General features: G+C 63.4%; 26 protein-coding genes and 1 pseudogene. 11 read left to right on the top strand and 16 right to left on the bottom strand.

The features are described 5' to 3' along the window. The first annotated feature begins 207 nt into the window (after nt 1-207). From ACNJYB_RS10985 to ACNJYB_RS10970, 4 genes are all read left to right on the top strand, one after another. Nucleotides 208-1449, top strand: a complete 1242-nt coding sequence (locus ACNJYB_RS10985) for an MFS transporter (protein WP_439373969.1) — start codon at nt 208-210, stop codon at nt 1447-1449. A 67-nt stretch (nt 1450-1516) separates the two neighbouring features. Next, nucleotides 1517-2710 carry a M20/M25/M40 family metallo-hydrolase gene (locus tag ACNJYB_RS10980; protein WP_439373968.1) on the top strand — a complete coding sequence of 398 codons (1194 nt, stop codon included), beginning with the start codon at nt 1517-1519 and terminating at the stop codon, nt 2708-2710. Nucleotides 2711-2855: 145 nt separating this feature from the next. Next, complete coding sequence (locus ACNJYB_RS10975; protein WP_439373967.1) at nt 2856-3944, top strand: mandelate racemase/muconate lactonizing enzyme family protein; 1089 nt, start codon at nt 2856-2858, stop codon at nt 3942-3944. Nucleotides 3945-4051: 107 nt separating this feature from the next. Continuing rightward, nucleotides 4052-5200: an amidohydrolase gene (locus ACNJYB_RS10970; RefSeq protein ID WP_439373966.1), complete on the top strand. Its 1149-nt coding sequence runs from the start codon at nt 4052-4054 to the stop codon at nt 5198-5200. Nucleotides 5201-5322: 122 nt separating this feature from the next. On the opposite strand, the gene ACNJYB_RS10965 is transcribed toward ACNJYB_RS10970, so the two are convergent. From ACNJYB_RS10965 to ACNJYB_RS10955, 3 genes are all read right to left on the bottom strand, one after another. Next, nucleotides 5323-5538, bottom strand: a complete 216-nt coding sequence (locus ACNJYB_RS10965) for a hypothetical protein (RefSeq protein WP_439373965.1) — start codon at nt 5536-5538, stop codon at nt 5323-5325. Between the two features lie 150 nt (nt 5539-5688). After that, nucleotides 5689-6873: an MFS transporter gene (locus ACNJYB_RS10960; RefSeq protein WP_439373964.1), complete on the bottom strand. Its 1185-nt coding sequence runs from the start codon at nt 6871-6873 to the stop codon at nt 5689-5691. 24 nt (nt 6874-6897) lie between these two features. Beyond that, nucleotides 6898-8259, bottom strand: a complete 1362-nt coding sequence (locus ACNJYB_RS10955; protein ID WP_439373963.1) for an FAD-binding oxidoreductase — start codon at nt 8257-8259, stop codon at nt 6898-6900. Nucleotides 8260-8403: 144 nt separating this feature from the next. Between ACNJYB_RS10955 and ACNJYB_RS10950 the strand changes: the two are divergent. From ACNJYB_RS10950 to ACNJYB_RS10935, 4 genes and pseudogenes are all read left to right on the top strand, one after another. Further along, nucleotides 8404-8634: pseudogene (locus ACNJYB_RS10950) on the top strand (winged helix-turn-helix domain-containing protein); the annotation flags it as partial. A gap of 255 nt (nt 8635-8889) precedes the next feature. Continuing rightward, nucleotides 8890-9987: a tetratricopeptide repeat protein gene (locus ACNJYB_RS10945; protein WP_439375527.1), complete on the top strand. Its 1098-nt coding sequence runs from the start codon at nt 8890-8892 to the stop codon at nt 9985-9987. Between the two features lie 905 nt (nt 9988-10892). Further along, complete coding sequence (locus ACNJYB_RS10940; RefSeq protein WP_439375526.1) at nt 10893-11141, top strand: DUF3551 domain-containing protein; 249 nt, start codon at nt 10893-10895, stop codon at nt 11139-11141. Continuing rightward, a complete protein-coding gene (locus tag ACNJYB_RS10935) occupies nt 11138-12172 on the top strand; it encodes a patatin-like phospholipase family protein (RefSeq protein WP_439373962.1) in 1035 nt (344 codons plus the stop codon). Before ACNJYB_RS10940 ends, ACNJYB_RS10935 begins: the two co-directional genes overlap by 4 nt. A gap of 285 nt (nt 12173-12457) precedes the next feature. On the opposite strand, the gene ACNJYB_RS10930 is transcribed toward ACNJYB_RS10935, so the two are convergent. The 3 genes from ACNJYB_RS10930 to ACNJYB_RS10920 all read right to left on the bottom strand — a co-directional run bounded on the left by ACNJYB_RS10930 (nt 12458) and on the right by ACNJYB_RS10920 (nt 14373). Then, nucleotides 12458-12886, bottom strand: a complete 429-nt coding sequence (locus ACNJYB_RS10930) for an NUDIX hydrolase (protein WP_439373961.1) — start codon at nt 12884-12886, stop codon at nt 12458-12460. 71 nt (nt 12887-12957) lie between these two features. After that, nucleotides 12958-13743, bottom strand: a complete 786-nt coding sequence (locus tag ACNJYB_RS10925; protein WP_439373960.1) for a succinate dehydrogenase iron-sulfur subunit — start codon at nt 13741-13743, stop codon at nt 12958-12960. A 147-nt stretch (nt 13744-13890) separates the two neighbouring features. Then, the gene (locus tag ACNJYB_RS10920; RefSeq protein ID WP_439373959.1) at nt 13891-14373 is read right to left on the bottom strand and encodes a hypothetical protein; all 483 of its coding nucleotides are present in this window, start codon (nt 14371-14373) and stop codon (nt 13891-13893) included. A gap of 327 nt (nt 14374-14700) precedes the next feature. On the opposite strand from ACNJYB_RS10920, the gene ACNJYB_RS10915 reads away from it, so the two are divergent. After that, entirely contained in the window at nt 14701-14883 is a 183-nt protein-coding gene (locus tag ACNJYB_RS10915) for a hypothetical protein (RefSeq protein ID WP_439373958.1), read from the top strand. A gap of 359 nt (nt 14884-15242) precedes the next feature. Here the strand turns inward: ACNJYB_RS10915 and ACNJYB_RS10910 are convergent, their stop codons facing one another. Continuing rightward, nucleotides 15243-15587: a response regulator gene (locus ACNJYB_RS10910; protein WP_439373957.1), complete on the bottom strand. Its 345-nt coding sequence runs from the start codon at nt 15585-15587 to the stop codon at nt 15243-15245. Between the two features lie 1079 nt (nt 15588-16666). Then, nucleotides 16667-16852, bottom strand: a complete 186-nt coding sequence (locus tag ACNJYB_RS10905) for a DUF3606 domain-containing protein (RefSeq protein WP_439373956.1) — start codon at nt 16850-16852, stop codon at nt 16667-16669. 391 nt (nt 16853-17243) lie between these two features. On the opposite strand from ACNJYB_RS10905, the gene ACNJYB_RS10900 reads away from it, so the two are divergent. Next, entirely contained in the window at nt 17244-18926 is a 1683-nt protein-coding gene (locus ACNJYB_RS10900; protein ID WP_439373955.1) for a helix-hairpin-helix domain-containing protein, read from the top strand. Between the two features lie 181 nt (nt 18927-19107). Here the strand turns inward: ACNJYB_RS10900 and ACNJYB_RS10895 are convergent, their stop codons facing one another. From ACNJYB_RS10895 to ACNJYB_RS10885, 3 genes are all read right to left on the bottom strand, one after another. Further along, nucleotides 19108-19527: a hypothetical protein gene (locus ACNJYB_RS10895; RefSeq protein ID WP_439373954.1), complete on the bottom strand. Its 420-nt coding sequence runs from the start codon at nt 19525-19527 to the stop codon at nt 19108-19110. 18 nt (nt 19528-19545) lie between these two features. Continuing rightward, nucleotides 19546-19746, bottom strand: coding sequence for a hypothetical protein (locus ACNJYB_RS10890; RefSeq protein ID WP_439373953.1), 201 nt, complete (start codon nt 19744-19746; stop codon nt 19546-19548). 246 nt (nt 19747-19992) lie between these two features. Beyond that, nucleotides 19993-20217 carry a hypothetical protein gene (locus ACNJYB_RS10885; RefSeq protein ID WP_439373952.1) on the bottom strand — a complete coding sequence of 75 codons (225 nt, stop codon included), beginning with the start codon at nt 20215-20217 and terminating at the stop codon, nt 19993-19995. A gap of 180 nt (nt 20218-20397) precedes the next feature. Between ACNJYB_RS10885 and ACNJYB_RS10880 the strand changes: the two genes are divergently transcribed. Further along, nucleotides 20398-21120 carry a Crp/Fnr family transcriptional regulator gene (locus ACNJYB_RS10880; protein ID WP_439373951.1) on the top strand — a complete coding sequence of 241 codons (723 nt, stop codon included), beginning with the start codon at nt 20398-20400 and terminating at the stop codon, nt 21118-21120. Between the two features lie 429 nt (nt 21121-21549). On the opposite strand, the gene aroQ is transcribed toward ACNJYB_RS10880, so the two are convergent. From aroQ to ACNJYB_RS10855, 5 genes are read right to left on the bottom strand one after another with little or no spacing between them, the layout of a single operon-like run. After that, nucleotides 21550-21999: a type II 3-dehydroquinate dehydratase gene (gene aroQ / locus ACNJYB_RS10875; protein WP_439373950.1), complete on the bottom strand. Its 450-nt coding sequence runs from the start codon at nt 21997-21999 to the stop codon at nt 21550-21552. A 13-nt stretch (nt 22000-22012) separates the two neighbouring features. Then, a complete protein-coding gene (locus tag ACNJYB_RS10870) occupies nt 22013-22759 on the bottom strand; it encodes an amino acid ABC transporter ATP-binding protein (RefSeq protein ID WP_439373949.1) in 747 nt (248 codons plus the stop codon). 57 nt (nt 22760-22816) lie between these two features. Further along, nucleotides 22817-23644: a transporter substrate-binding domain-containing protein gene (locus tag ACNJYB_RS10865; RefSeq protein WP_439375525.1), complete on the bottom strand. Its 828-nt coding sequence runs from the start codon at nt 23642-23644 to the stop codon at nt 22817-22819. A gap of 52 nt (nt 23645-23696) precedes the next feature. Continuing rightward, entirely contained in the window at nt 23697-24353 is a 657-nt protein-coding gene (locus ACNJYB_RS10860; RefSeq protein ID WP_439373948.1) for an amino acid ABC transporter permease, read from the bottom strand. A gap of 10 nt (nt 24354-24363) precedes the next feature. Further along, a complete protein-coding gene (locus ACNJYB_RS10855) occupies nt 24364-25032 on the bottom strand; it encodes an amino acid ABC transporter permease (RefSeq protein ID WP_439373947.1) in 669 nt (222 codons plus the stop codon). Nucleotides 25033-25074: the final 42 nt, after the last annotated feature.

Raw genomic sequence — 25074 nt, 5'->3', positions numbered from 1 at the left:
CCAAGCATACACAACGTCTTGGCGGCCCACTTGGTTCATATTGGCTGAAGCCTGCAATCGCCGCGCAGGCCCCTGCCAGAACGCCCCCGGCCGGTTTCTGGACTGCTCTGCCCTCACGTCTCGTCGGCTGACACGCACCTCCCGCTGTTGGCACGCGCCCTCCGATCGTGTAACGGCACCAAAAAGCTTTGTCGGGACGGATGCTCAATGGGTGCTGCCGGTGATAACGTGGGCGATGCCAGCCGCGTATTGATTTTCGCGCTGGTCGCGCTCGCCTGCGGGCACATGCTCTCGACCTTGCTGCGCACGATTCCGGCCGTCAGTCTCGATCTGATGGCGGCGGATTTCCGCATCGAGCCGCAGGCGCTGGCGAGCCTGACCTCGCTCTATCATTTCGCCTTCGCGGCCTCGCAGGTCCCCGTCGGCGCGGCGATGGACCGGTTCGGCGTGCGGCCGGTGTCGCTCGGCCTGCTGGCAGGAACCGTGTTCGGCGCGGTGGCCTCGGGCTTTGCGACGGGACCTGCGAGCTTTGCCGTCGGGCAGTTCATGCTCGGCGTCGCGACCTCGGGCATGCTGATGTGCCCGATGACGCTTGCGGCCAAGCAATTGTCCGCCGCGCGGTTCGGATTATGGTCGGGCGCCATCCTGTCGATCGGCAACATCGGGATGCTGCTGTCGTCGAGCCCGCTCGCCTTCGTGATCGACCAATATGGCTGGCGGGCCGGGTTCTGGATCTCCGCGATCGGCGGCATCCTCGTCGCACTCGCAGTGTTCATGCTGGTGCCGAGCCAGCCGGCCGAGCACAAGGACGATTCCTCGCCGTTGTCGCAGATGATCGAGGTGCTAAGGCTCGGCCTGTCGCGGCCGCTGCGCGGCGTGATCGCGCTGGCGCTGGTGTCGCTGGCAAGCACGCTGGTGCTGCGCGGCCTGTGGGGCGGGCCATGGCTGATGGAGATCAAGGGACTGACGCGGGTCGAGGCCGGCAACCAGCTCGGTGCGTTCACGCTGGCGATGATCGCAGGTCCCCTGCTGGTCGGCATGATCGATCGCAGGCTCGGCCGCCGCCGCGAGCTGGTTGCCGGCACGCACGCGGTCGCGGCGCTGCTGCTCGCGCTGATGGCACTGGGCGCGCCGCACTTTCCCGTTGCATGGCTGTTCGGCGTGAACGTCATGCCGCCATGCTACGACCTGGCACTGTTCGTGCTGATCGGCCTCTTCACCTCGGCGCAGCCGCTGCTGTTCGGCATGTCCAGGCAACTCGTCGACGCGCAGGTCGCGGGAAAAGCACTCGCGGCCGTCAATCTCGCGTTCTTTCTCGGCACCGCACTGATGCAATCCGTCACCGGCGCGGTGGCCGCGCTCGCGGGGCTGCCGGCCGTGCTGCTGTTCATGGCGGCCGCGCTGGCGTTCGGCGTGCTGATCTTTTTGATCTACACGCGGCCGGTCTGAGCCCCTTGCGAAATGCCAAGCCGCAGTGGATGCTGCGCCGCTATCTGCCTCAAGGGAATTCCAGTCCATGCCTGTCGACCACAAAGCCGCTACCGATCGTCTCATGCGCTTCCTCGCCGTCGAGGGCGTCACCGGACAGGAGGCGGCGATCGGGCGAGAGCTCACGGCTGCGCTGAAGGAGGCCGGCGTTCCGGCGAAGGCGATCCGGTTCGACGATGCCAACACGCGCATCCCCGTGCCGACCGAGACCGGCAATCTCATCGTCGACCTGCCCGGCCGCGGCGCGCTGCACAACCAGCCGCGCATCATGTTCATGACCCACATGGACACCGTGCCGCTCTGCGCCGGCGCCAAGCCGAAGAAGGCCGGGCGCAAGATCGTCAACGAGGCAAAAACCGCGCTCGGCGGCGACAATCGCTGCGGCTGCGGCGTGCTGGTGACGCTCGCGGCCGAGCTCGCCAAGCAGAAGCTGGATCATCCCCCGATCACGCTATTGTTCTGCGTGCGCGAGGAGAGCGGGCTCTATGGCGCGCGCCACGTCAAGCTGGACGAGCTCGGCAAGCCGGTGATGGCGTTCAACTATGACGGCGGCTCCGCGTCCAACGTCGTGATCGGCGCCGTCGGCGCCGACCGCTGGACCGTCGAGATCTTCGGCCGCGCCTCGCATGCGGGCGTCGCGCCCGAGCGCGGCATCTCCTCGACCATGATCATGGCGCTCGCGCTCGCCGACGTGAAGGCCGGCGGCTGGTTCGGCAAGGTGGTGAAGGGCAAGCAGCAGGGCACCAGCAATGTCGGCCCCGTCACCGGCGGCGAAGGTCGCCCCGCGGGCGATGCCACCAACGTCGTCACCGACTACGTCCATGTGCGCGGCGAATGCCGCAGCCATGACGGAAAATTCTTCAAGGAGATCACGAAAGCCTACAAGGCCGCGTTCGAGAAGGCGGCCAGGAAGGTGACGAACGCGCAAGGCAAATCCGGCAAGGTCAAGTTCAAGGCCGAGACCGACTATCATCCGTTCCGCATGAAGGAGAACCTTCCCGTGGTCAAGCGCGCGATCGAGGCGGTGGCTGCCGTGGGCGGCACCCCGAACGTGCGCGCCGCCAATGGCGGCCTCGATGCCAACTGGATGGTCCGCCACGGCATTCCGACCGTGACCTTCGGCGCCGGCCAGAACGAGGCGCACACGGTCGACGAATGGATCAATCTCGATGAATACGACCGCGCCTGTGCGCTGGCCGTGCAGATTGCGACGATGCGGTGAGTCCGTATTGTGGGTTCGCGTCAGCGTGACCCACCACGGCATCTATCCGCGGCGACAAAAGTGGTGGGTCACGCCAGCGGACTGCGCTTCGCGCAGCCGCCAGCTAAGCCTACGAAGAAGAAGAAAGAATCATCAGGGAGGCCACATGGTACGCATCGCAGGCATCGACACCGGACCCTACCGGATCCCCCTCCCCGTCACGCTGTCCGACTCCACGCATGGCGAGATCGCGGCGTTCGAACTGATCACCTGCCGCATCCGCGATGCCGAGGGCGCCGAGGGCGTCGGCTACACCTATACCGTGGGCCGAAATGGCGGGGCGATTGCCGACATCCTCGGACGCGAGATCCCGCCGCTGCTCGAGGGACGAGAGGCCGACGACACCGAGGCGATCTGGCATCATATCTGGTGGGGCCTGCATTACGGGGGACGTGGCGGGCCGACGGTGCTGGCGCTCTCCGCGCTCGACATCGCGCTGTGGGATTTGAAGGCGCGGCGCGCGAAGCTGCCGCTGTACCAATTGCTCGGCGGCTTCGATGCACGCGTGCCCTGCTACGCCGGCGGCATCGACCTCGATCTCTCGGTCGAGGCGCTGCTGAAGCAGACCGAGGGCAATCTCGCCAAAGGTTTTCGGGCCATCAAGATGAAGGTCGGCCGACCCGACCTTGCCTCCGACGTCGCGCGCGTCGCCGCCATGCGGCAGCATCTCGGTGACGGCTTTCCGCTGATGGCGGACGCCAACATGAAGTGGACGGTCGAGGAAGCCATCCGCGCCGCCCGCGCATTCCAGCACTACGATCTCACCTGGCTGGAGGAGCCCGTCATTCCCGATGACGTCGCGGGCCATGCCCGCATCATGCAGGCCGCCGGCGTGCCGATCGCGGCGGGTGAGAATTTGCGTTCGCTGTGGGAGTTCAAGAACTACATCGTTGCGGGCGCGGTATCCTATCCCGAGCCCGACGTCACCAATTGCGGCGGCGTCACCGCCTTCATGAAGATCGCGCGGTTGGCGGAGGCCTTCAACCTGCCCGTCACGAGCCACGGCGCGCACGACATCACCGTGCATCTGCTCGCGGCGTGCCCGAACCGGTCATATCTGGAGGCGCATGGTTTTGGCCTCGACAAATATATCGAGCATCCGCTGGTGCTCGAGGACGGCAAGGCGCTGGCACCGGACCGTCCGGGCCACGGCATCGGCTTCGACTGGAAGGGCCTGGCGAAGCTGGCGGCGTAGGCAACGCGCATTGCTGCACGCGGGGCATTCGCCGGCGCCTGATGCTTCGGCCCGGTATTCGGCTATGCTGGCTGCAAGCCGGCCCTCCCAGTGAAAGATTCCCTGCCTTGACACCCGAGCTGCACCAGAAACTGACCGCGTGGCGCCGGCATCTGCATGCCCACCCCGAACTGTCCCTCCAGGAGAAGGCCACCGCCGCCTTCGTGCAGAACAAGCTCACCGAGCTCGGCATTCCCTTCGAAGCCGGCGTCGGCGGCCATGGCATCGTGGCAACGTTGACGCGCGGGTCTGCGCAGGGCCGCGTCGGCCTGCGCGCCGACATGGATGCGCTGCCGATCACCGAGGACACCGGCCTGCCCTACGCCTCGACCAGTCCCGGCGTGATGCATGCCTGCGGCCATGACGGACACACCGCCTCGCTGCTCGGCGCGGCCGCGCTGCTCGCCGCCGATACCGACTGGAGCGGCACGGTCCATTTCATCTTCCAGCCGGCCGAGGAAGGTTATGGCGGCGCGCGCATGATGGTCGCGGACGGGCTGCTCGAGCGCTTTCCGATGCAGCGGGTGTTCGGCTTTCACAACTGGCCCGGTCTGCAGGCCGGCAGCATCGCGGTCCATGACGGCGTCGTCATGGCCTCCGGCGGCCGCGTCACCATCACCATCGAGGGCCATGCCGGACATGCCGGCATGCCGCATCTGACGCGCGATCCGGTGATGGCGGCCGGCCATCTGATCGTGGCGCTGCAGTCGATCGTGTCACGCAGCGTCGATCCGCTCGACACCGCGGTGCTGTCGCTGTGCACGATCGATGGCGGCACCGCGCCGAACCAGATCGCGGGCAAAGTGGTGATCCGCGGCACGCTGCGGTTTCACCGCGAGGAGATCAAGGACACCATCCTGGGCGCGATCGAACGGACCTGCGCCGGCATCGCCACGAGCTTCGGCGTCAAGGTCACGCCCGAGATCGTCATGGGCGTCGGCGTGGTGATCAACACTCCGGCCGAGGCGGGCCTGGCGCGCCTCGCCGCCGAGAAGGTGCAGGCTCCCGTTCGCCGCGACCTCGCACCGAGCATGGCCGGCGAGGACTTCGCCTTCTACCTCAAGCATCGGCCCGGCGCCTTCGTCTGGATCGGCAACGGCGAATTGCGCGACGGCGCCGAGCTGCACGGCCCGCGCTACGATTTCAACGACGCCATCCTTCCCGTCACCTCCAGCTGGATGGCCGAGGTCGCCAAGTCGGCGCTGAGCGCGAACTAAAGCGGATGAGATTTGGTTGAATCGATGCGCGCCCAGGGCTCGATTCACCTCTTCCTCCGGGAGAGGTGAATCACCAACGGCCCGCCCAATTTCATCCTGTGTTAGACTAGAACGAGCCCTGCTTACGAGATTTCGCGCGGCAGCTTCCAGTCCGGTCGCGGCGTGCAGGTCTCGTCGACCCGCGCGACGTGATATCCTGCGGGAAGAAGTCGGCCGCCCTCCTCGTCGGCGACCGGAACATCGGTCACCAATCCCTCGATCAATGCGGCTTCCCACACCTCCTTCTCGGTCGGAAAGGGATTGCCGATCTGCTTATTACCCTCGAACAGCGCGTACATCGGTTCCGGTCCTGCGTTGGCCATGCTCGCCAGCAACGTATCTGCCGCACCGACGTTCCCCTTGCGGCGAGCGCGGCCTTTGCCCGGAAGGCATTGAAACAACGGCTGTCACGGGCGGCGCCTGCGCCGCTCGCGGCAGCTCGCTCCAGTCTAAGTGGGAGCTCGAACGCTCCGGGCCGATCCAGAGCGGCCGGCAACGATACGGCGGAACAGCCACAGCACGACGGGACAGGCCAGGAGCGCGCCGGCGCCGAAGTCGAGCGCAGCGCTCGCGGAGCCGAACGACGTGGAGAGCTTGCCTCCGATCGCCGGTCCGGCCAGCATGCCGGCGTAGAAGACCGTGTAGAACAGTCCCATTCCGATCGGCCGCATTGTCTGGTCGAGCACACGCGCCGGCAAGCTCATGATCGGCCCAGCAGGCAAGCCGCAGAGGATTCCGAGAGCAACGACGATGGGAACCACCATGCCGCTCCGCGACAGAAGAAGCGTCAGACCGGCGAAGGCGATGCAACCTGTCACGAGGATGGCCTCGCCGCGTTTGGTCCGATCGGCGAGGAATCCGCCGAGCGGAACCGAGAGGGCGGCGAGCCAGAGCACGACACTGACTGTCGATCCCGCTGCGGCACCGGACCAGCCCTGCTCCACAAGCATCGATGGGCCGAAACTGAAGATCATCGCGAAGCCGATATTGTAGAGGCACCAGATCAAGCCGGCGGCAATCACGGCGCAGATCGTGTAGGCGGTCAGGCTCCCGCGCTGGCCGTCCGCCCCGACGGTCGCATCAGGCGCGCGATAAACCAAGGCGATGACGCCAAGCCCGATCAGGATCAGCCCTGCGACGGCGAAATTAACGGCATGGAGCCCGAGGGCGTCGCCGATGGCTGGCAGAAGCATCAGAGAGAGCGCGATGCCAGCCGGCCACGAATTGATGAAAATGGCCATCGCGGTGGCGATTTCCCGACCGGCAAACCAGTCCGCGACCATTTTGGTCATCAGAACGTTCAGGAGAACACCGCCGATGCCGGCAGTCAGCCGGCCCGCGATCTGCGCGCTCCATGACGTTGACGTGGTCATCAGCAGTTCACCGGCCAGCATCATCACGAGTCCGGTGAGGACCGTCACCTTGTCGCCATAGCGGCCGCCGATCGCACCACCCGGCAGGGCAAGCGCGGTGCCCGGAGCAAAATAGAGTCCGATCAGAACGCCGATATCGGCGAGGCTCGCACCCAGACTCTGGCTCAGCTGCGGCGCGACGGCGGCGACGCTCTGAAACTGAAAGGCGATGGCGGCCCGCGCGACGAACAGAGCAACAAGTATGGTCCAGCGGCTTCGCATTTGGCGGATCTCGAATGTTATGAACTATGGCGCCGGCTTGATATTCTGGTTCAGGCGGAAGAAATTGGTCGGATCATACTTCGTTTTGAGCGCGGCCAAACGCTGATAATTCTCGCCATAGGCGTCGCGAATGCGATCCTCGCCCTCGTCGCCGAGATTGTTCGCGTACACGCCGCCCGTCGAATAGGGCCTGACGGCGCTCCACAGCTCGCGCGCCCAGCGCATGTTTGCGTCGTCGTCGGCCGGATCATGCCAGATCGCGACCGGGAAGCAGTCGAACGCTGCATCGCGATTTGCGTAAGGCGTGTCGAACGCCGGAACCCGCGCGATTGCGCCGCCGACGTGCTGGAAGACCAATAGCGACGACGTGTTGGGCGCTCTCGCATAGGCGTCGAGCAGCGTGTCGATTGCCCCCGCACCGATTTCGCGCAGGAACTGCGCCTTCCAATAATAGCGACGTCCCCGCGGAAACAGGGCATCGCCGCCCGACTGTATATCGAGATATGGAATGGTTGCGAGCCGCGTCTCGACGGGGGAGCCGAACTTGACGATCGGCGAAAGCGCTTGCTCGCCGTCGTGAAGCGGGCCGACATAGCAGCCAGTGATACCGAAATATCGCTCTCCCGACGGCAGCGTCACAAGGGCGGCATCGACATTGACCTCGTCGGCAGCGTTTCGGGCGAATTCACCGTAGAACCGCATGGCCTCGCGTGCCTGATCGTAGGAATGAAGCGCCGACGCGACGAGCAATGACGTGCCGATGGAATGCAGTTGGTATTCGAACGCAGTCACGATGCCGAAATTGCCGCCGCCGCCTCGTAGGCCCCAGAACAGGTCGGGATGTTCGGTCGCGCTGGCCCTCAAGATCTTTCCCTCGGCCGTCACCACCTCGGCGGCGATCAGGTTGTCGCAGGTCAGTCCGTATTTTCGCCCGAGCTTGCCGAAGCCGCCGCCAAGCGTGAGCCCGGCGATGCCGGTGTCGCTGTTGACCCCCATGGTGGTCGCCAGACCGTACGCCTGCGTGGCACGATCGAACTCGCCGAGGTACAGACCTGCCTCTGCGCATGCGGTGCGACGGACCGGATCGACGTCAATGCGTTTCATCCGCGACAGGTCGATGACCATGCCACCGTCGCAGACCGAGAGGCCAGCGACATTGTGGCCTCCGCTGCGAACGGCCACCGGGAAGAGGCGGGATCTCGCGAACGTCACGGCCTCGACCACATCCTGCGCATCCGCGCAGTAGGCGATCACGGCCGGGTTCCTGTTGATGGCGCCATTCCAGACCTTGCGCGCCTCGTCGTAGCCGGCGTCCCCCTCGAGGACCACCTTGCCCTTCAGCCGCAGTTGTGGCGCGGACAAGGGTCCCGCGTGCAGTTTTCCCATCAAGTTGTCGTCTGGCTGCCGCTGCTCCATCCCATTTGCTCCTCGCCGCCAATGCCCCATCCATCGTCTCACGGAACGCCGGGTCGTTTCCTGAATCGAACCGGAAAAAGTTGCAAATTTCGCCAAAAATGGTGTCTCTAGGCCATGGCGACGATCTACGAGTTTGGTCCCTTTCGTCTCGAGACAGCGGCCGGCACGCTGTTTCGCGACGCCGAGCCGCTGGGTGTCGGCGGGCGGGCGGTCGCACTGCTTCGGCTGCTGCTGGAGCAGGCTGGAAAGCCGGTTGCCAAGGACGCGCTGATGGAGGCGGCCTGGCCGGGGCTCGCAATCGAGGAAAGCAATCTGACCGTACAGATCGCGGCGCTGCGGCGGACGTTTGCAGACGTCGAAGGCGGCAGCAGCTGGATCGAGACCCTGCCGCGCCGCGGTTACCGCTACGTCGGCCCGCCAGCCGCGGCCCTGTTCGATCGCGGACGGCAGACATTGCTCCCGTTCGCTCCGTCCGACAAACCATCGATGGCCGTGCTGCCTTTTGCCAACTTGAGCGGCGATCCGGCACAGGACTACTTTTCCGACGGAGTCACGGAAGACGTCATCACGGAATTGTCGCGTTTCCGGTCGCACTTCGTCGTGGCCCGCCATTCCAGCTTCCTCTACCGCGCAAGGTCGTCCGACATCAGAGAGGTCGGCCGCCAGCTCGGCGTACGATATGTGGTGGAAGGAAGTGCGCGCCGGATCGGGAAACGGGTGCGGGTGACGGTCCAGCTTCTGGATGCCGTGAGCGGCTTCACCCTTTGGACGGAGCGCTACGACCGCGAGATCGAAGACATATTCGCCATCCAGGACCAAATCGTCGGCAGAATCGTCTCAGCGCTGCCCGGCCGGGTTGAGGACGCGGGCCGCGAGATCGCAAGAGGCAAGCAGACTTCCAACATCACGGCCTACGATCTCGTCCTGCTGGGGAACGAGCGATGGCGTCAGTTGACCGTGACAAGCATGGATGAGGCGAGAGGTTGCTTCACAAGAGCCGTGGAGCTCGATCCAGCCTATGCCCGCGCTCACGCCAATATCGCCTGGACCATCGTCTGCGCCGCGTTTCTGGAATCGCCCGCCGCGCCCTCGCTGGACGATGCGCGTCGCGAGATCGAGATCGCACTCGATCTCGATGAGAATGATGCCTGGTCGCACGGCGTCTTCGCCCAGCTTCTTTTCCTGCAAAACCGTCACCAGGAGGCCGAAACCCACTTCAAGCGGGCTCTGACGCTCAACCCGAACGATGCGGACGTCGCCGCAGCATTTGCCAACATCCTAGTCTATTGGGGGCATTGGCGGGACGCGCTGACATGGATCAGATCGGCCAAACAGCTCAACCCGTTTCCTCCCAACATCTACCATTGGTATCACGCGCTGGCGCTCTATTCGGCGCGCGACTACGAACAGGCGATCAAGGTGCTCAGGGAAGCGCGATCGAGTGATCGCTGGTCCCACGCGCTCCTTGCGGCGTGCTACGCGCAAATCGATCGACCGAGTGAGGCGGACGTCGAGGTGCGTGCATTCATTCGAGAGCGAGGTCTGGAATTGAGCGGGCGTGGCGAGGCGCTGCCGGTCAACACACTCGAGCTCGCCCGGATACGCGCCGCTAGGTACAGGGATCCCGTCGACCGCGACCATTTCCTCGACGGCTTGCGCAAGGCCGGCCTGAGCGGCGAACTTGCCGATTTCGCATAGCGATCGGTCAGCAGGAACCAGCGCGCCGGCTGGCAATGACCGCGCCGCGCATTCACTGCGCGAGGGCCGGAGCCCGCTCGGAGCTCTCCCGCTCTGCCGCTAAGTGCGGCGAGCCCACCGAGCAATGCTCGGAAGAATCGAGCCCCGCATCATGAGCCAGGTGCTCCCAATACTCAGCTTCCGCGAGCAGTTTCCAGCTTCGATCTGGATTATGCGCGGCGGTCTGACGGCACAATGATGCCATGGCGCGCAGGCGACTCGCAGTGTCCATCCATTCCTCCCATTCTTTTCTTTTTAAGCACACTATTTTCTTTTTTTACGTTGGAGTCATTATGATTATGACGCAGAAGCAATTTTCACCTGCCGGTTGCGATTCGCGCTCTGTTGCGTTTCGCTCTTCCGGCACGGTCTATCGTTGCAGCAGCGATAAAAGTTGCTGTCGGCCCTGCTGAAGCTGCCGCTGGGGCGGGCGAGCCGTGGCTCCCCTTCAACAACGTCGCTTTCCAGCTTCCTCAACTGATCGAAAATTGCATCGTTGATGACAAGCAACCTCCGCATGGTCGCTGAGGAGAAACCGGTCCACATAAGTCCAAATGCGGGGAGCTGTTGAAGCTCGCGAGGCGCAAGACACCAAACACGGCAATGGGACGTTCACGTTCCGCGGCGGGTGCGAGCCCCTGGGCCAAGGGCCGGTGCTCGGGCCGTCGCGGCCCGACAGCGCAGTCAGGTGGCGCAGATGAACGAGCGGCCCGTGACGAATGCGCTGAGCTGTAGTCAAATAGCGGGCCGCCGAGGGCGGCCGGCGGGCGAGCGATGTGAGACATTTTCGCTTTCAACTTAAACACTGAGCGCGATGAGAGTGCGGCTTTGGAACGCCGGCCTGAAGGCAACGTTCATTGTCTAGATTGGAGATTTGTAATGAAACATCGTTTGCTCATGGCTGCCGCAGCGCTCTCGCTGATGGCAGCCTTGGTGCGTCGACCGCTGCCCTCGCGCAGGATCGCTATTGCCTGCAGGGCCGGATCTGGGGCTATCCCGGCAATTGTCAGTTCGCCAGCTACGCGCAGTGCATGGCCAGCGCGTCGGGAACCAATGCCTATTGCGGCATCAATCCGCGTTATGCCTATGCGCGCCGCTACCGGGGATATCGGTGAGCGGTTTCCATGCCTCGGCTGAGCGCGGCCGTGTCCGGCCGAACGACGTGACGGCATCGAACAGGCCCATCAATGCGGTCGTGTTTTCCGGTGGCCTCGGGCTCGGTGCCTATCATGGCGGGGCATTCGAGGCACTCGCTTGTCGGGCGTTGCCGGTCGATTGGGTCGCCGGCTCGTCGGCGGGCGCGATCAGCGCGGCGCTGATCGCGGGAAGCCCCGGGCCCGATCGCCTCAAGGGCTTGCGCAGCTACTGGCATGGTGCCGGTGAGATCTCGACATGGGCCAATGTCAGTCGGCATCCGTTCGCCTGGCTAAGTTCGATCAGCACGCGGCTGTTCGGCCATCCCGGCTTCTTTCATCCGAGGCTTCCAATTCCGACGGCTCATTTCGGCGGCCTCTATGATCTCGGCCCGACGCGCGAGCGGCTGAAAAGGCTGATCGATTTCGAACGGCTGAACGCGGGCGAGCCGCGCATCACCGTCTGTGCCACGGACGTCGAAAGCGGAGATGCCGTGCTCTTCGACTCGTCGTCCGACCGGATCGAAATGGATCACATCCTGGCCAGCTGCGGATTTCTGCCGGAGTTCGCGCCGGTCCAAATCAACGGCCGCTGGCTCGTCGACGGCGGCTTCTCGTTGAACGCGCCATTCGAGCCGATGCTCGAAAGCGAGGATCCACTCAGCATCTTTATCATCGATCTCTTCGCCCGTGACGGCAAGGTCCCTGACGGCCTCGAATCCGCAGCTGAACGCAAGAGCGATCTCACCTTCGGCAACCAGACCTTCCAGCGGCTGCGCCACGCGCTGGAAGCTCGCCAGCTTCGCGCCGAGCTCCAGGGACTGGCGCGCGAAGACTTCGTCCATCTCCTGAGCTACCGGCCCGGCCTGGAAGAGGCCGGCCCCGAGAAATCCTTCGATCTGTCGGAGTCCGCGATGGCCCAAAGATGGCAAGCTGGCTTCCAGGACATGCAGCATGCCGCGAGCCTTTCTGACAGCCGGGGCGGCATCTGCAGCGTGCGCCGGGCAAAGTGATGCGGTCTCGTGCGAACGGCGTCAGCCGTCAGTATCGAGCACTGATGGATGTCGCGGAGAAACTTGACCAGGCCTCATCGGCGGCAACGCCATCAGCCGGGGCAATGGTGGCCCCACCGCCATCGAGGCGCCCGCACCGGCAAAGAGGATCGCACAACGCCGCCTGATCGCAGCGGACTTCGTGTGGCGGGCGCTCTTCGGATACGAGACCGGTCGGCCGCTGGTTCATCTAAGCTTGAATGACGGGATCGTCCGCGCGTTCCTAATGCCCTGCCGCTGATGGGCTCAGGACACGAGCCCGCCCTTCTCCGTTTGCGCCGCGAAGCGCTTGATCAGCTGCCGCAGCTCGGCCTTGTGCACCAGACGCGCCGCCATCTCGGCCGAGACCCAGATCGCCTCGCGCTCGCCCTTCTCCGGCCACCAGCGCTCGCGCCCATGCACTTTCATCGGGAAGACGGCGACGTCCACGGTCCGCGTGCGCTCGCCCTTGCGTTTGCGGTGCTTGAAGCTGCCCAACGCGCGCTTTGCGATGACGCCCATCACGCCCGCCTCCTCGTAGGCTTCGAGCGCGGCCGTGCGATGTGGCGACGTATTGCGGATCAGTGAGCCCTTTGGGACGCTCCACCTGCGCTTGCGTCTGGTCGTGATCAGCATCACGCGGAGCTCGGAATTGTCCAGACGAAACGGCAAAGCGGCGAACTGTTTGTTTCCCATCGGACCTCTCCAACGGGTTGACAAGTCGACGCATTGGCCATGGTTCCTGCGGTGGATCGTGGCCGCCGCAATCAGAACTTCCGCTCCACCATCTTGAGGCGGAGGGCGGAAATTGCTTCTCCGGGATTGAGCCCCTTCGGACAGGCCTTGGCGCAGTTGAGGATGGTGTGACAGCGATAGATCCTGAAGGGGTCTTCGAGCATGTCGAGGCGCTCGCCCGTCGCCTCGTCGCGGCTGTCGTTGATCCAGCGTGCAGCCTGGATCAGAGCCGCCGGGCCGAGAAAGCGCTCGGAATTCCACCAGTAGCTGGGACACGACGTCGAGCAGCAGGCGCAGAGGATACATTCGTAGAGACCATCCAGCTTGGCCCTGTCCTCGTGGCTCTGCCGCCATTCCTTCGGCGGCGCCGGCGAGGTGGTCTGCAGCCAGGGTTCGACCAGGGCGAGCTGCGCATAGAAATTCGTCAGGTCCGGTACAAGATCCTTCACCACCGGCTGATGCGGCAAGGGCAGCACGCGCAGCGGCTCGCCGTGTACAACGTCCTCGCTCATGGATTTGGTGCAGGCGAGCGTGTTCTGGCCCGCGATGTTCATCGAGCAGGAGCCGCAAACGCCCTCCCGACAGGAGCGCCTGAACGTCAAGGTCGAGTCGATGTTGTTCTTGATCCAGATCAGGCCATCCAGCACCATCGGCCCGCAATCCGACGTGTCCACGAAATAGGTGTCGAGCCTGGGATTGCGGCCATCGTCCGGATTCCAGCGATAGACCTGAAATTCGCGCAGCGCCTTTCCGGCGGGCCTGGGCCACACCGTTCCTTTTTCAATACGCGAATGTTTCGGAAGCCTGAACTCAACCATCGGTTATCTCCGGCACGCTTGAGGACGACGATGGCCAGGCGGTGCTCGAGGACGATTTGAAAATCGGCCGTGCGCTCCTGATCGTGAACCTCACGACGACACAGACCTGGATTGGACGCCGGAGCAGCCGGCGTCCTGAACTTGCCCTTAGCACCCCTTGCAGATGCTCTTGATCTTGCGATCGACCTTGGAGTTCTGCGAGTTCTCGGTGCGAATCTGATCGTCGCCCTGCAGCGCCGGACCGGGCGTCGTCGTCCCGTCGATGCGGCCGCTGCTCGCGCCGCCTGCCAGGTTGCCGGGCCGACCGACGGTGGTCGATCCCCTGGGGCCGCTGCCGCCGCCTGACTGAGCCGTTCCGGCGCCGTTGGTGCCAGGCGCCGTCGTGCCCCGTGCCGCGTCGGCAGGATTTGTGGAATTAACCGTGCCTGATGTGGTGCCGCTGCTTTGGTTCGCGGCTCCCGAGGTGCCGCCGCTGGCAGCGTTTCCGGTTCCCGCTGTGCCGCTCGCGCTCCCGGCGCCACCGGATCCGCCCGAACCTCCCCCGCCTCCTCCACCCTGCCCGGAAGCAGGACCGATGGAAGCGTTCAAGAGGATAGCAATCAGCGCGAGTCCCAGGCTGGTCATCCGCATCGTCTCTCTCCGTTCTCGTCCGCCTGTGGCAGGTCGCGGCCATCAACGCCCGTGGCGGTCGTCATGCGTGTGGTGCTGATCGCGCTCTCCCGCCTCCGCCGGAGACCTGCGTTCCCGGAGTGTTGGCTGGAGCTCTCGGCACCGCTGCATCGGGCTCGCGCCGTCCCTTTCCAGGGCTTGCGATCCTGCGCGTTCACCGGAGGAAATGAGCCGGCGCGGCGGTCGTTCCTGCAATCGTTGGCTGCAGTTCGCACGAGCTGGAACGACTGACTTTTCGGACGGTTGGTCAGAACTTGACCGCTCTCCAACACAATCGATGAGGAACACATGCCAAAGGCAGCCGAGAACGACCCGAGAGAGACGCCGCTCGACGATCCGCGCCAGCAGACGGACATGCCCACCCACAGGCAGACCGATAAGCCATGGCACGGCAACCCGGAGAAGGACCAGATCGATCCTAAGCGGCCGCCGCTCGATCTCGAGAAATGGCAGAAATCGAACACGCACTAGGCGTCGCTGACTGGAGCTGCACCTTCCGTGGAGCTCTCAGCGCGCGGCGAGGCGATGCCCTAATTCGTCCACGGGACTAACCTGTGACAATGCCAGCCTGACGACATTGGAATTATAAGGGGGCGATGGCAAAGCCGCCCGCACCGGAACTTACCTGCCCACACTGCCGCGACAGCTTGCTGACGGTGGTCAAGGTGTTTGACCCATAAGGACTGCCACGTTCGTTACCTCCAATGTCAAGGATGCCGCCGGCGCATATGGGAAGATGAACTCCCGTAATCAATCTGGCGATGAACACTTAAGCCGAACGGACATATCGATAGCCACAAGGCGGCCGCGGCTGTGGATGGGGTCGACGCTCAGCACGCTCCCATGGTTTCGTGCATGACCCGCGCGAGGTCCTGCTCATCAAAGGGCTTCCTGATCATGGGATACCCATCGCGCCGTCGCTCCCGACCGGACAGTTGCAAGATCTTGAGTTCGGGTCGCAAACGCCTGGCCCTTTCGGCCAGCTCATGACCGTCCATGCCGGGCATGTTGATATCGGTGATGAGTATCGAGATTTCGTTGTTGAATTTTAGAGTGTGCAACGCCTCGTCGCCGCTCTTCGCGCTGACCGTTTCGCAGCCCAGGTCTTCCAACATGCTGACGATCACGTGGAGCACGTCCGGGTCATCATCCACGACCAATACTGCATGGGGCACGGCAAGAATCCTTGATTGCAAAAATCTGGAACGTCTGCACCGGCCAACAGTTCATCAACTCGAGCGTCATGGCGTCCACTGCAGCACTGCCGTTGCTGTGGGTGATCACGGGGCTTTTTCAGTTGCGGAAGGCCCCAACTCGGGCCGGAGGGAGCGAGCTGGGGCCAAAGTTCCCGGGCCAGGCACGGCTGAATGCGAGCCCAGGCGCAACAACCTGCACCACAGAAAGGTCACCGGCGATGGAGCAACCGGCGTACCTCGGACGGGAGTGCCCTCACTCCGGATGCAACCGAGCGCTCGCGGCGCTGTTCGTTGGCGGCCTTTGGCGCAATCTGCGCAACTGTTCCAGCCCCTCCTCGATCAACTTGAGATCACGTTGGATGTGCTCCAACGCAGAGGCGGAAGCAACCTGGAGCAATTCACGCCGAAGACGTCGCATATCTTCGAGCGCCTGCTGGTTCCTCAAACGTACATAAGCCGAGACGAGTGCTTTACAGGACATGGGCGTTCCAAATGCGTTTGCAAAATGAGCTCTCAAAAACAGACTGAACTGCAATGACCCAGCGAGCACATAATCGCGGGTCCCAACTCTCAATATCACGTGCCTCAAGGCACGGGGAGATTGTAACGCGGGGCAGCAATATATTGCAAGCAGCACGAGTTGGTGCGCCCGGAGGACACCGGGCGGAATTGAACCCCGGCGGGATGTCATTGCACTCGGCTGGCTTGCCGCCGAGCCGCCCCGGCCATTACTCCCGTCGCCCCTGTGAGCGCCGGCCGCCTCGCCGGCGGACCACATCGGCCCCAGCCTGGAGGTTTTTCCGGATCGAAAAACGAGCTGGGACCGAGGGGTCTGCCGCTGTCTGGTCGGCAAACGTCGGCAAACACCGCTTCATCCCAAAAAACGATCCCGGAGGGATTCACATTTGTGAATCCGACACAAAAAGCGAACGCCCCGGCCCGCCGGGGGCGCTCGCTGGAGCTTAGTCGCGGCAACAAGTGACGGCACCGAAGACTGATCACTGACCCCATCGACGGGGGTAGGGTCGTTCCTGACGAGCGATGGCCGAACGGCCTCCTCACCGGCCGAGGCGCCGCTCAACCTTCTTGCGGCTGCTGCCTACCTTCTTGACCGCTTTTTTCACCGCGGACGCCGAGCGGCCAGTCTTCTTCGCCTCGTAGCGAACCTCGTAAGGCTGTCCGCCCGCGACCCGTGCCCGGTCCTGCTTGCGGCCGCGCGTCGTCTGCTTTTTCGACTTTGCCATGCTGATTCCTCATGTTGGCACCGCGGCAACGCCAGGAAGGATTCGCAGGTTCCGCTTCGCCATTCGGCCAGAGGCGCCCGGGTGACCGAACTTTAGGCGAGAGGTGGCGTTGAACGACATCATGTCGGACGCGTTTGACTACTTTCGGGGCTACGTCGTTCGAGTTCCTTGGCTCGATGGATGCCGCAGGGCAGAATGAAGCATCTGCAGCTGGTCGCCAGCCGAATTGAGATTCTCCTCGATAAAGAGGCAGCCCATGGCCACGCAGCACCTTGAGGACTTCCGGGCGGCGCAGAAGCTCGAGAGATCTCTGGATCCCGAAGACGCCCCCACTGCTCAAAGTCGGTCCGCCCTGTCGGGGCCGCAGAGCGCGCGACGGGAGGCTCGCTGAGTGCCTTCCCTCGATTCGCGAGCCGTAGCAGGTCTCCTGCGAGAGTACGCACAGCGCGCCGCGTTGCGTGGCGGCAACCCCTACAGGGCGAAGGCCTATGCGCGCGCCGCCGACAGTTTGGCAGCCCTCGCGGTCCCACTCCATGTGCTCGTCGCCGAAGGCCGGCTGACGGAGATTCCCGGCGTCGGCGAGGCGATCGCCGACATCATCACCAAGCTTCACAAGACGGGTACTCATCCAAGCCTTGAAAAGCTGCGGAAGGAGACACCCGAGGGCGTGCTCGAGATGCTTGGCGTGCCCGGTCTGCGCCCAGAAAAAGTGCTGCGTCTCTACAGGGATCTCGGGATCGCCTCGCTCGCCGAATTGGAGGCAGCCGCCAAAGACGACCGCATCAAGAAGGCCAAAGGACTGGGCGCTGCGCTGCAGAGCAAGATTCTGCAGAACCTGGCTATCGCGAAAAGCGGAGAGGGCCGCCTCCACCTTCACCGTGCCGCCGCCCTGCTCGCGCACGCAGAGAAGTCGGTGCGCAAGGCTCGGCCGGAACTCAGGCGCGTGACGATCGCTGGCGATTTCCGCCGAGGCTGCGAGCTCGTTGGCGACCTCACGATCGTTGCGGAAGCTCCCAAGGCCGCCAAGACGCCGAAAGCGACCGCAGCGGACGGACTGCAGATCCGCCTGTCCGACCGCAGACATTTCGGCGCCACCCTTCTCTTCGCCACCGGCTCCGCTGCTCACATCGAGAAACTTCAATCTTTGGCCGCGGAGAAAGGAATGCGGTTGGAGGCCGACGGCTTGCACGAGGGCCGCACCCTGGTCGCCGGCGAGGAGGCCGATATCTATCGCGCCCTCGGTTTGCCATTCATCGACCCCGAACTCAGGGAGGGGCGCGGCGAGGTCGAACTGGCTCTGAAGGGCAAGCTGCCGAAGCTCGTCACCGACGAGGATCTCCGCGGAATAATCCACTGCCACACCGATGCTTCCGACGGCACCGAGACGCTTGAAACCATGGCCGAAGCAACCCGCCAGCGCGGCTTCGACTATTTCGGCGTCGCCGACCACTCCAAGTCCGCGCACTATGCGGGCGGTCTCTCCGTGGACGAGATCACGCAGCAGCATCGTGATGCCGACCGGTTGAACAAGCGCTTCGGCGAGGATTTCCGGATCCTCAAAGGTATCGAATCCGACATTCTGGCCGACGGGTCGCTGGACTATGCGGACGACGTGCTGCGGCGCTTCGATTTCGCGGTCGCGAGCATCCACGGCCGTTTCAAGCTGGACCGCAAGGCACAGACGCAGCGCCTGCTTCGGGCCATCTCCAATCCTCACGCTACCATCATCGGCCACATGACCGGACGGCAGCTCCAGCGGCGGCCCGGCTACGAAATCGACATCGAGAAGATCCTTCGCGCATGCGCCAAGCATGACGTTGTCGTCGAGATCAATGCCCATCCGTGGCGCCTCGACCTCGACTGGCGTTGGCACCAAGCGGCCCTTGAGTTCGGCTGCATGATGAGCATCAACCCGGACGCCCACTCGATCCCCGAGCTTGACCACATGCACTGGGGCGTTGAGATGGCGCGCAAGGGCGGGGTGCCTCCGGACAGGGTGCTGAACGCGATGCCGCTCCCGGAGATCACACGTTACCTCCGCCAGAAGCGCCGCTCGCTCCTTCGCGCCGCCTGACGCCGTCGGCGCACGATCTCACGCTACGGGATAAGTCGTGTCGCGGCCGTTCGCGGTCACCCCTTCAGCAAGTCGCCGCAGAACCAAATCGTGCTTTTGGGAGACCACGGCGTCGACGTCGATGCACACGCCGGCGCGGTCTACAAACGCCGGCGGCTTTTTTCTTGTTCGCAAATTTATCTTACGAGGCGTTCGCCCTAGCCCGCTCGCGCGCCTCCCGACGCCGTTGGTGGCGTTCGCGGCGCCTGGCACGATCGGCCGGCTGCGGCAGCGGCGGCACGGGCGCCGACGCCAATATCGTTGCCGGAGGCTCCCCGACGAAAGGCGCTTGGACCGGTTCGGGCGCGGCCGGGCGGGCTTCCATCAATTCAAGCACTTCCCGCCCCTTGAACGTCAGCCTCCACCCGCCGCTTATGCGTTCGACCAGTCCTTGTGAAAAGATGTCGAGATCCGGCACCCGTGCCGCGAGGCGCCTGGTCCGGTCAGCCCAATCGCGGCCGCTGGTCGCCAGGATGGCCATGTCCCGCTTGAGATCCTCCATGACGGCGAAGCCATCCGGATAGCTCGCCAGGATCTTCAGGACCGTCACCTGGAAATTCACGCGCCCGCTCCGGATCAATCAGCGCCACATCGTGGGCGCGTGCGAGAGAGCGTCACGGCCGATCTGCCTGAGCCCCTCGGGACGGACCTCGCCCCTTTTTGCAGCCTCCAGGATCTTCGAGGCGACGTGCGTACGTGTTCCGATCTCGCGCTGCGAGACCTCTTCGCAGACTTCATCAAGGACCGCGCGCAAAAGCGCGGTGGTGGCCGTGTCGAACATGAGATGCCCCCATGCTGGAAAGCCCCAGTTTATCGTGGTTCTTTCGGCTTTGCGATTCAGGAATGTTAAGCTTTTCAGAGAAAGCGGCGGTAATTGTTGCGGCCTGGGGGCAGAGGCCCCGCGGGCGGGCGGGATGTGCGACATTGCTGCAATGCGGCAGTCATGCGTTGCACGCTTCGCAGCCCGAGCCTTCGATATCCCGAGCCGACTTGAGCCAGCGCGGGGTACCCGCCCAACCGAGGCGGATTACGAAGGACGAAGCTCCCGAAAGGCGATCTCCGAGATCGCGACAGCATTGGTCACGCCCGTGGCTCCGACCTCAATGACCTTGCGCGCGACGATCTCGCAGATCGGATCGTTGCGATCTACCAAGTTAAGCTTGCGTAGAGTGCGCCTGAAGGCGAGTTCGAGAACGTGCCGCTGCTCTGGAGTCAAATCGACACTCCCGGAAATGAGCGAGTTGATGGGCAATTGCGACTCCCTGTTTGATGGTGCGGAAGCGCAACTGGCGATCTCATCACCGAGAACAAAACGACTCTCCTGGCCGACTACTCAATCATGGAAACTTCGAGAGACATTCCGAGTTTAGATCGGCGAGGACCGCGCCGTCGTATCAGGTGATACGGGTCCGGAGGAAAAGTTTGGAGAGCAATGGACCGCCCACACGAGACGCTGATACGTAACCTGAAGGAGCATTCACGGCTCCGGGAGGAAGACATTGCGGAAATCGGCAGCTTCTCGTTGACCACCAAGGAGCTGTCACCCGATGAAGACTTCATTCATCAGGGAGACCATCCGAAACACGCGGTTCTGGTGGTATCTGGAATGATCGCCCGCTATCACCTCCTCAAAGGAGGGCATCGACAATACTTGTCGTTTCACATGTCGGGCGATCTGCCCGATGCACAGGGGCTTTTCATCGAGAGAATGGATCATGCACTTTGCTCGATTGGTCCCGCGTGCGTCGCCTTCATACCGCACAAGGAAATCCTGAAGGCTTTCGAGCGACGTCCCTCGCTCGGTATCGCCATCTGGAGAGAAACGCTGCTGGATGCCGCAATCTTTCGGGAAGCCATCACGAACAACAGCGCGAGGCTCAAGCCGACCCGAATGGCGCATCTGTTCTGCGAACTCTTCTATCGGGCACGCCTCTCCAAGCTCAACGACGGGAACAGATGCTCGATTCCGCTGACGTTGCCCCAGCTCGGCGAGACACTCGCCATGGCGATCGCCTCGGTCAACCGCGCACTTCAACAATTGCGTTCGTCGGGTAGCATGGATTTCCGCGACGGCAAGTTGATCGTTCTGAACTGGGGAGAGCTCAAGCGACTTGGTGACTTCAATCCAGATTATTTGCACATGAAGAGCCGTTGAAGGTTCGTGCGGGCATCTGCGAATCTCGGACGCGAACATTTCCAGGCGCCGATACCACGGCGTGGGACCGATATGAAATCTCGCGTTTCCGCCGTGCGTTTGACCGCGTCGATCACTCCAAGGGTCTTCAGCCCTTCATGCCCGCTCACCACGGGCCGCGGCCGCGAGCCACGATGCAATCCATGCCGTTGGCCGCGTGCATCTGGTTGGGGGGCGACAGCCACCCCTTCCCGCCGTTTCCGGAGAGCATGTCCTGGAGGACGGAAACCAGTCCACCTTGTGCGAAACTGCCAGCTCTCGGGCCGCGGGCGCCGGATCGACGATCGACGACAGTGCCGCCTCCGGCCGCGCGAGAATGTGTTCGATATGTCGCTTGCCGATGAGGCCCGCTCCCATCACCGAGAGGCGGACGGGTACACTCATCCGATGCTATCCCTTGTTCTCATCAAGCAGCTTGGCCACGCGGCGCAGGCCGAGCAGATAACCTTGCGTGCCGAAGCCTGCGATGACCCCATCGGCCCGTTTGGAGACAAACGAGTGGTGACGGAATTCCTCGCGTTTGTGCACGTTGGAGATATGGACCTCGATCACTGTCCCCTCGAACGTGTTCAAAGCATCCAGGATGGCGACTGACGTATGGGTGAAAGCCGCAGGATTCATCACGATCCCGGCAGCCGTCTCGCGCGCCTCGTGGATCCAGTCGATCAGCTCGTATTCCCGGTTGGATTGATGGAAGCGAATCTCCAGGCCAAGCTCTTTAGCCAACGCTAGACAGTCCCGCTCCACGTCCGCAAGCGTCTCGTGACCATAGATGTGGGGCTGGCGCTTGCCGAGCAAGTTGAGATTTGGTCCGTTGAGGACGTAGACAAGGCGACTCATCGAAGAACTCCGTTCAGTGATGGGCGAGGATCTCGCCAAGGAATTGCCTGGTGCGGGCGTGTTGGGGATTGCGGAAGAAAGCGTCGGGCGCGCCTTCTTCGATGATCTGGCCTTCCGCCATGAAGATGACCCGGTCGGCAACCTGGCGGGCAAAGCCCATCTCGTGGGTGACGCAAATCATGGTCATACCGTCGTTGGCAAGGCCTATCATCGTATCGAGCACCTCCTTGACCATCTCGGGATCGAGCGCCGAGGTCGGCTCGTCAAACAGCATCACCTTGGGCTGCATGCAGAGCGCGCGCGCGATCGCGACGCGCTGTTGCTGACCGCCCGAAAGCTGAGCCGGATACTTCTCGGCCTGGTCACCGATGCGCACGCGCTCGAGGTATTTCCGCGCAATCGTTTCCGCCTCGGTCTTGCCGATGCGGCGCGCGCGAATGGGCGCGAGCATGCAATTCTGCAAGACCGTCATATGCGGAAACAGGTTGAAGCTCTGAAAGACCATGCCGACGTCCTGACGTACGACATCAATAGCCTTGATGCTGTCGTCAAGCCGATGACCGTTCACCACGATGCTGCCCTGCTGGATCGCCTCGAGGCGGTTGATACAGCGGATCAGCGTCGATTTGCCCGACCCGGATGGACCGCAGAGCACGATCTTCTCGCCCTTGCGCACGGTGAGATCGACGTCGCGGAGAGCCTGGTACGCGCCGTACCACTTCTGCACGCCCTTCATTTCGATCAGGATCTGGTCCTGCATGCTGGTCTCCGCCGATGGGCGGCAGCCAACGCGGATCGCGTCGGCCGCTCGCGGTGGTTACTGGACGGTGAAGGGAACGCCGGGGAGGGAGTCCGGGAAGACAGGGACCGGGACCTTCATCCATTTGGCGTAGAAACGGGCCAACTTGCCGTTCGACTTGATCTCGTCGATGAACTTGTTGGCTGCCTCGTTCCACTCCTTGTCGCCCAGTCGTGTGCAAGCGCCGTTGTAAAGAGCGGTGAAGTGAAGCTTGGGCTCGAACCCCAGTTCCGGCTTTGCCGCGTTGAGGCGCTGCGGATAAAACAGATTGGCGCCGACTGCCTGGACTTGGCCAGAGAGCAGCGCCTGGATGGTGGCGGCGTCATCGTCGAATCTGCGGATCTCGGTCCCGGGCGGGGCGTTGTTGGTCACCTGAGTATCCTGCGTGGAAGACCTCGGAACGCCGATGACGAACTTGGCCATATCGGCGTTGCTGTTGATCGGGGTTGCCTGGGCGGCGACAAGCGTAATCTCGTTGGCAACATACGGCTTGGAATACTGGACCGCCTTCGCACGCTCGGGCAGCATGGCCATGGTTGCAAACAGAATGTCGACCCGGCCTGTGGTCAGCGCCGGAATTCGATTGGCCACCGCCAGCGGGACGAACTCGGCTTTCACGCCGAGATATTCGGCGAAGGCGCGCCCCATGTCGGCATCGATGCCGTCCTGCTTTCCCGAGCTATCGACATAGCCCCAGGGAGGATTGTCGCCCTGAATGCCGATGACGACGACGCCCTTCTTCTTCACGTCTTCCAGGGTGCCCGCCTGCGATTGGCCTGCGACGGCAATTGCCCCGAGCGTCAGCAGCGCCATGCCGAAACGGCGACGATTGAGTGAAAACAACATTGGGATTCCTCCTCCTGGTGATGGCTGTATTTGACTGGGCAGGTGCGCCATACTACCTTTGACTGGCCAGGGCCAGCCGGGCCTCCATCCGACTGCCCCACCACGAGAGTGGCCAGCAGAGGACGAAATACATTGCGCCGACCACGCCGAAGACGAGCAACGGCTGGAAAGTCTGGTTCGAAACGATCTGACCGGCGCGGGCGAGTTCGATGAAGCCGACGATGGCCGCGAGCGACGTGCCCTTGATGAGCTGCACGAGATAGCCGATGGTCGCCGGCAGCGAGATGCGAATCGCCTGCGGCAGCACGATGTCGCGCATGCGGGACGAATAGTGCAGGCCAAGCGCCATCGCCGCTTCGGTCTGGCCGCGCGGCACGGCCTGGATCGCGCCGCGCCAGATCTCACCCAGGAAGGCGGAGGCATTCACGGTGAAACCGATCGCCACCGCGACGAAGGCGTCGAGCTTCAGCCCGGTGAGCGCCAATCCGTAGTACACGACGAAGAGCTGCAGCAGCAGCGGCGTGCCCTGGAATATCCCGATGTAGATGCGGGTGACCCATTCCACGCCCTTGTGACCACAGGTGCGGAGCAATGCGACGGCCAGCCCAGCCGTGCAGCCGCCCACAAAGGCGACCAGCGTCAGCAGCACCGTCCATTGCAGCCCACGCAGCAGGAAGCCGAACTCGGCAAGACCAAAATGCGGTGTCATGATCGCTCCCTCAGCGTGTCGGATAGGAGAAGAAGCGGTGGGAGACGGCCGCGAAGCCCAGCATCAGCAGCCAGGAGATCGCGAGATAGAGGAAGGTGACGGAGAAATAGACCTCGAAGCTGCGGAACGTGTCGCTTTCGATGCGCTGCGCAACCGACGTCAATTCGTAGGCCGATACCGCCGAACAGATCGATGAGGTCAGCGTCAGCATGATGAACTGCCCCGTGAGCGATGGGTAGATCGCGCGAAGCGCGGGCTTGAGCACGATGAACCGGAATACCTGCCCTTTGTGCAGGCCGAGCGCGTAACCGGCTTCTATTTGTCCCTTGTGAATGGATTGCACCCCGCCGCGGATGATCTCGATGGCGTAGGCACCGCCATTGACACCGAGCGCGATGACGGCCGTGGCCGTCGGATTGAGCTTCAATCCGATCAGCGGCAGGGCGAAGAACAGGAAGAATATCTGCACCAGGAAAGGCGTATTGCGCACGATCTCGACGAAGCCGATTACGAGAGCACGCAACCAAGCCGCCTTGGCATCGCGTGCTGCGACGCCGGCGACACCGATCACCATTGCGAGTGCCATGCCGGCCAGCGCCAGGGCCAACGTGCCCACGCACCCCCACAGCAAGGCGGGCATCGCATGCCAAACCACCGAGAAATCGAGCGTATAGCCCATCTTGCGTTTCCTCTGGGGCGTTGTGCGTGCCGCTCGCCCAAC

The organism is Bradyrhizobium sp. SMVTL-02 (assembly GCF_051853005.1).
Classification (GTDB): domain Bacteria; phylum Pseudomonadota; class Alphaproteobacteria; order Rhizobiales; family Xanthobacteraceae; genus Bradyrhizobium.
The sequence above is the reverse complement of the archived record's forward strand: the minus strand, read 5'-3'. Positions and strand labels throughout refer to the sequence as shown.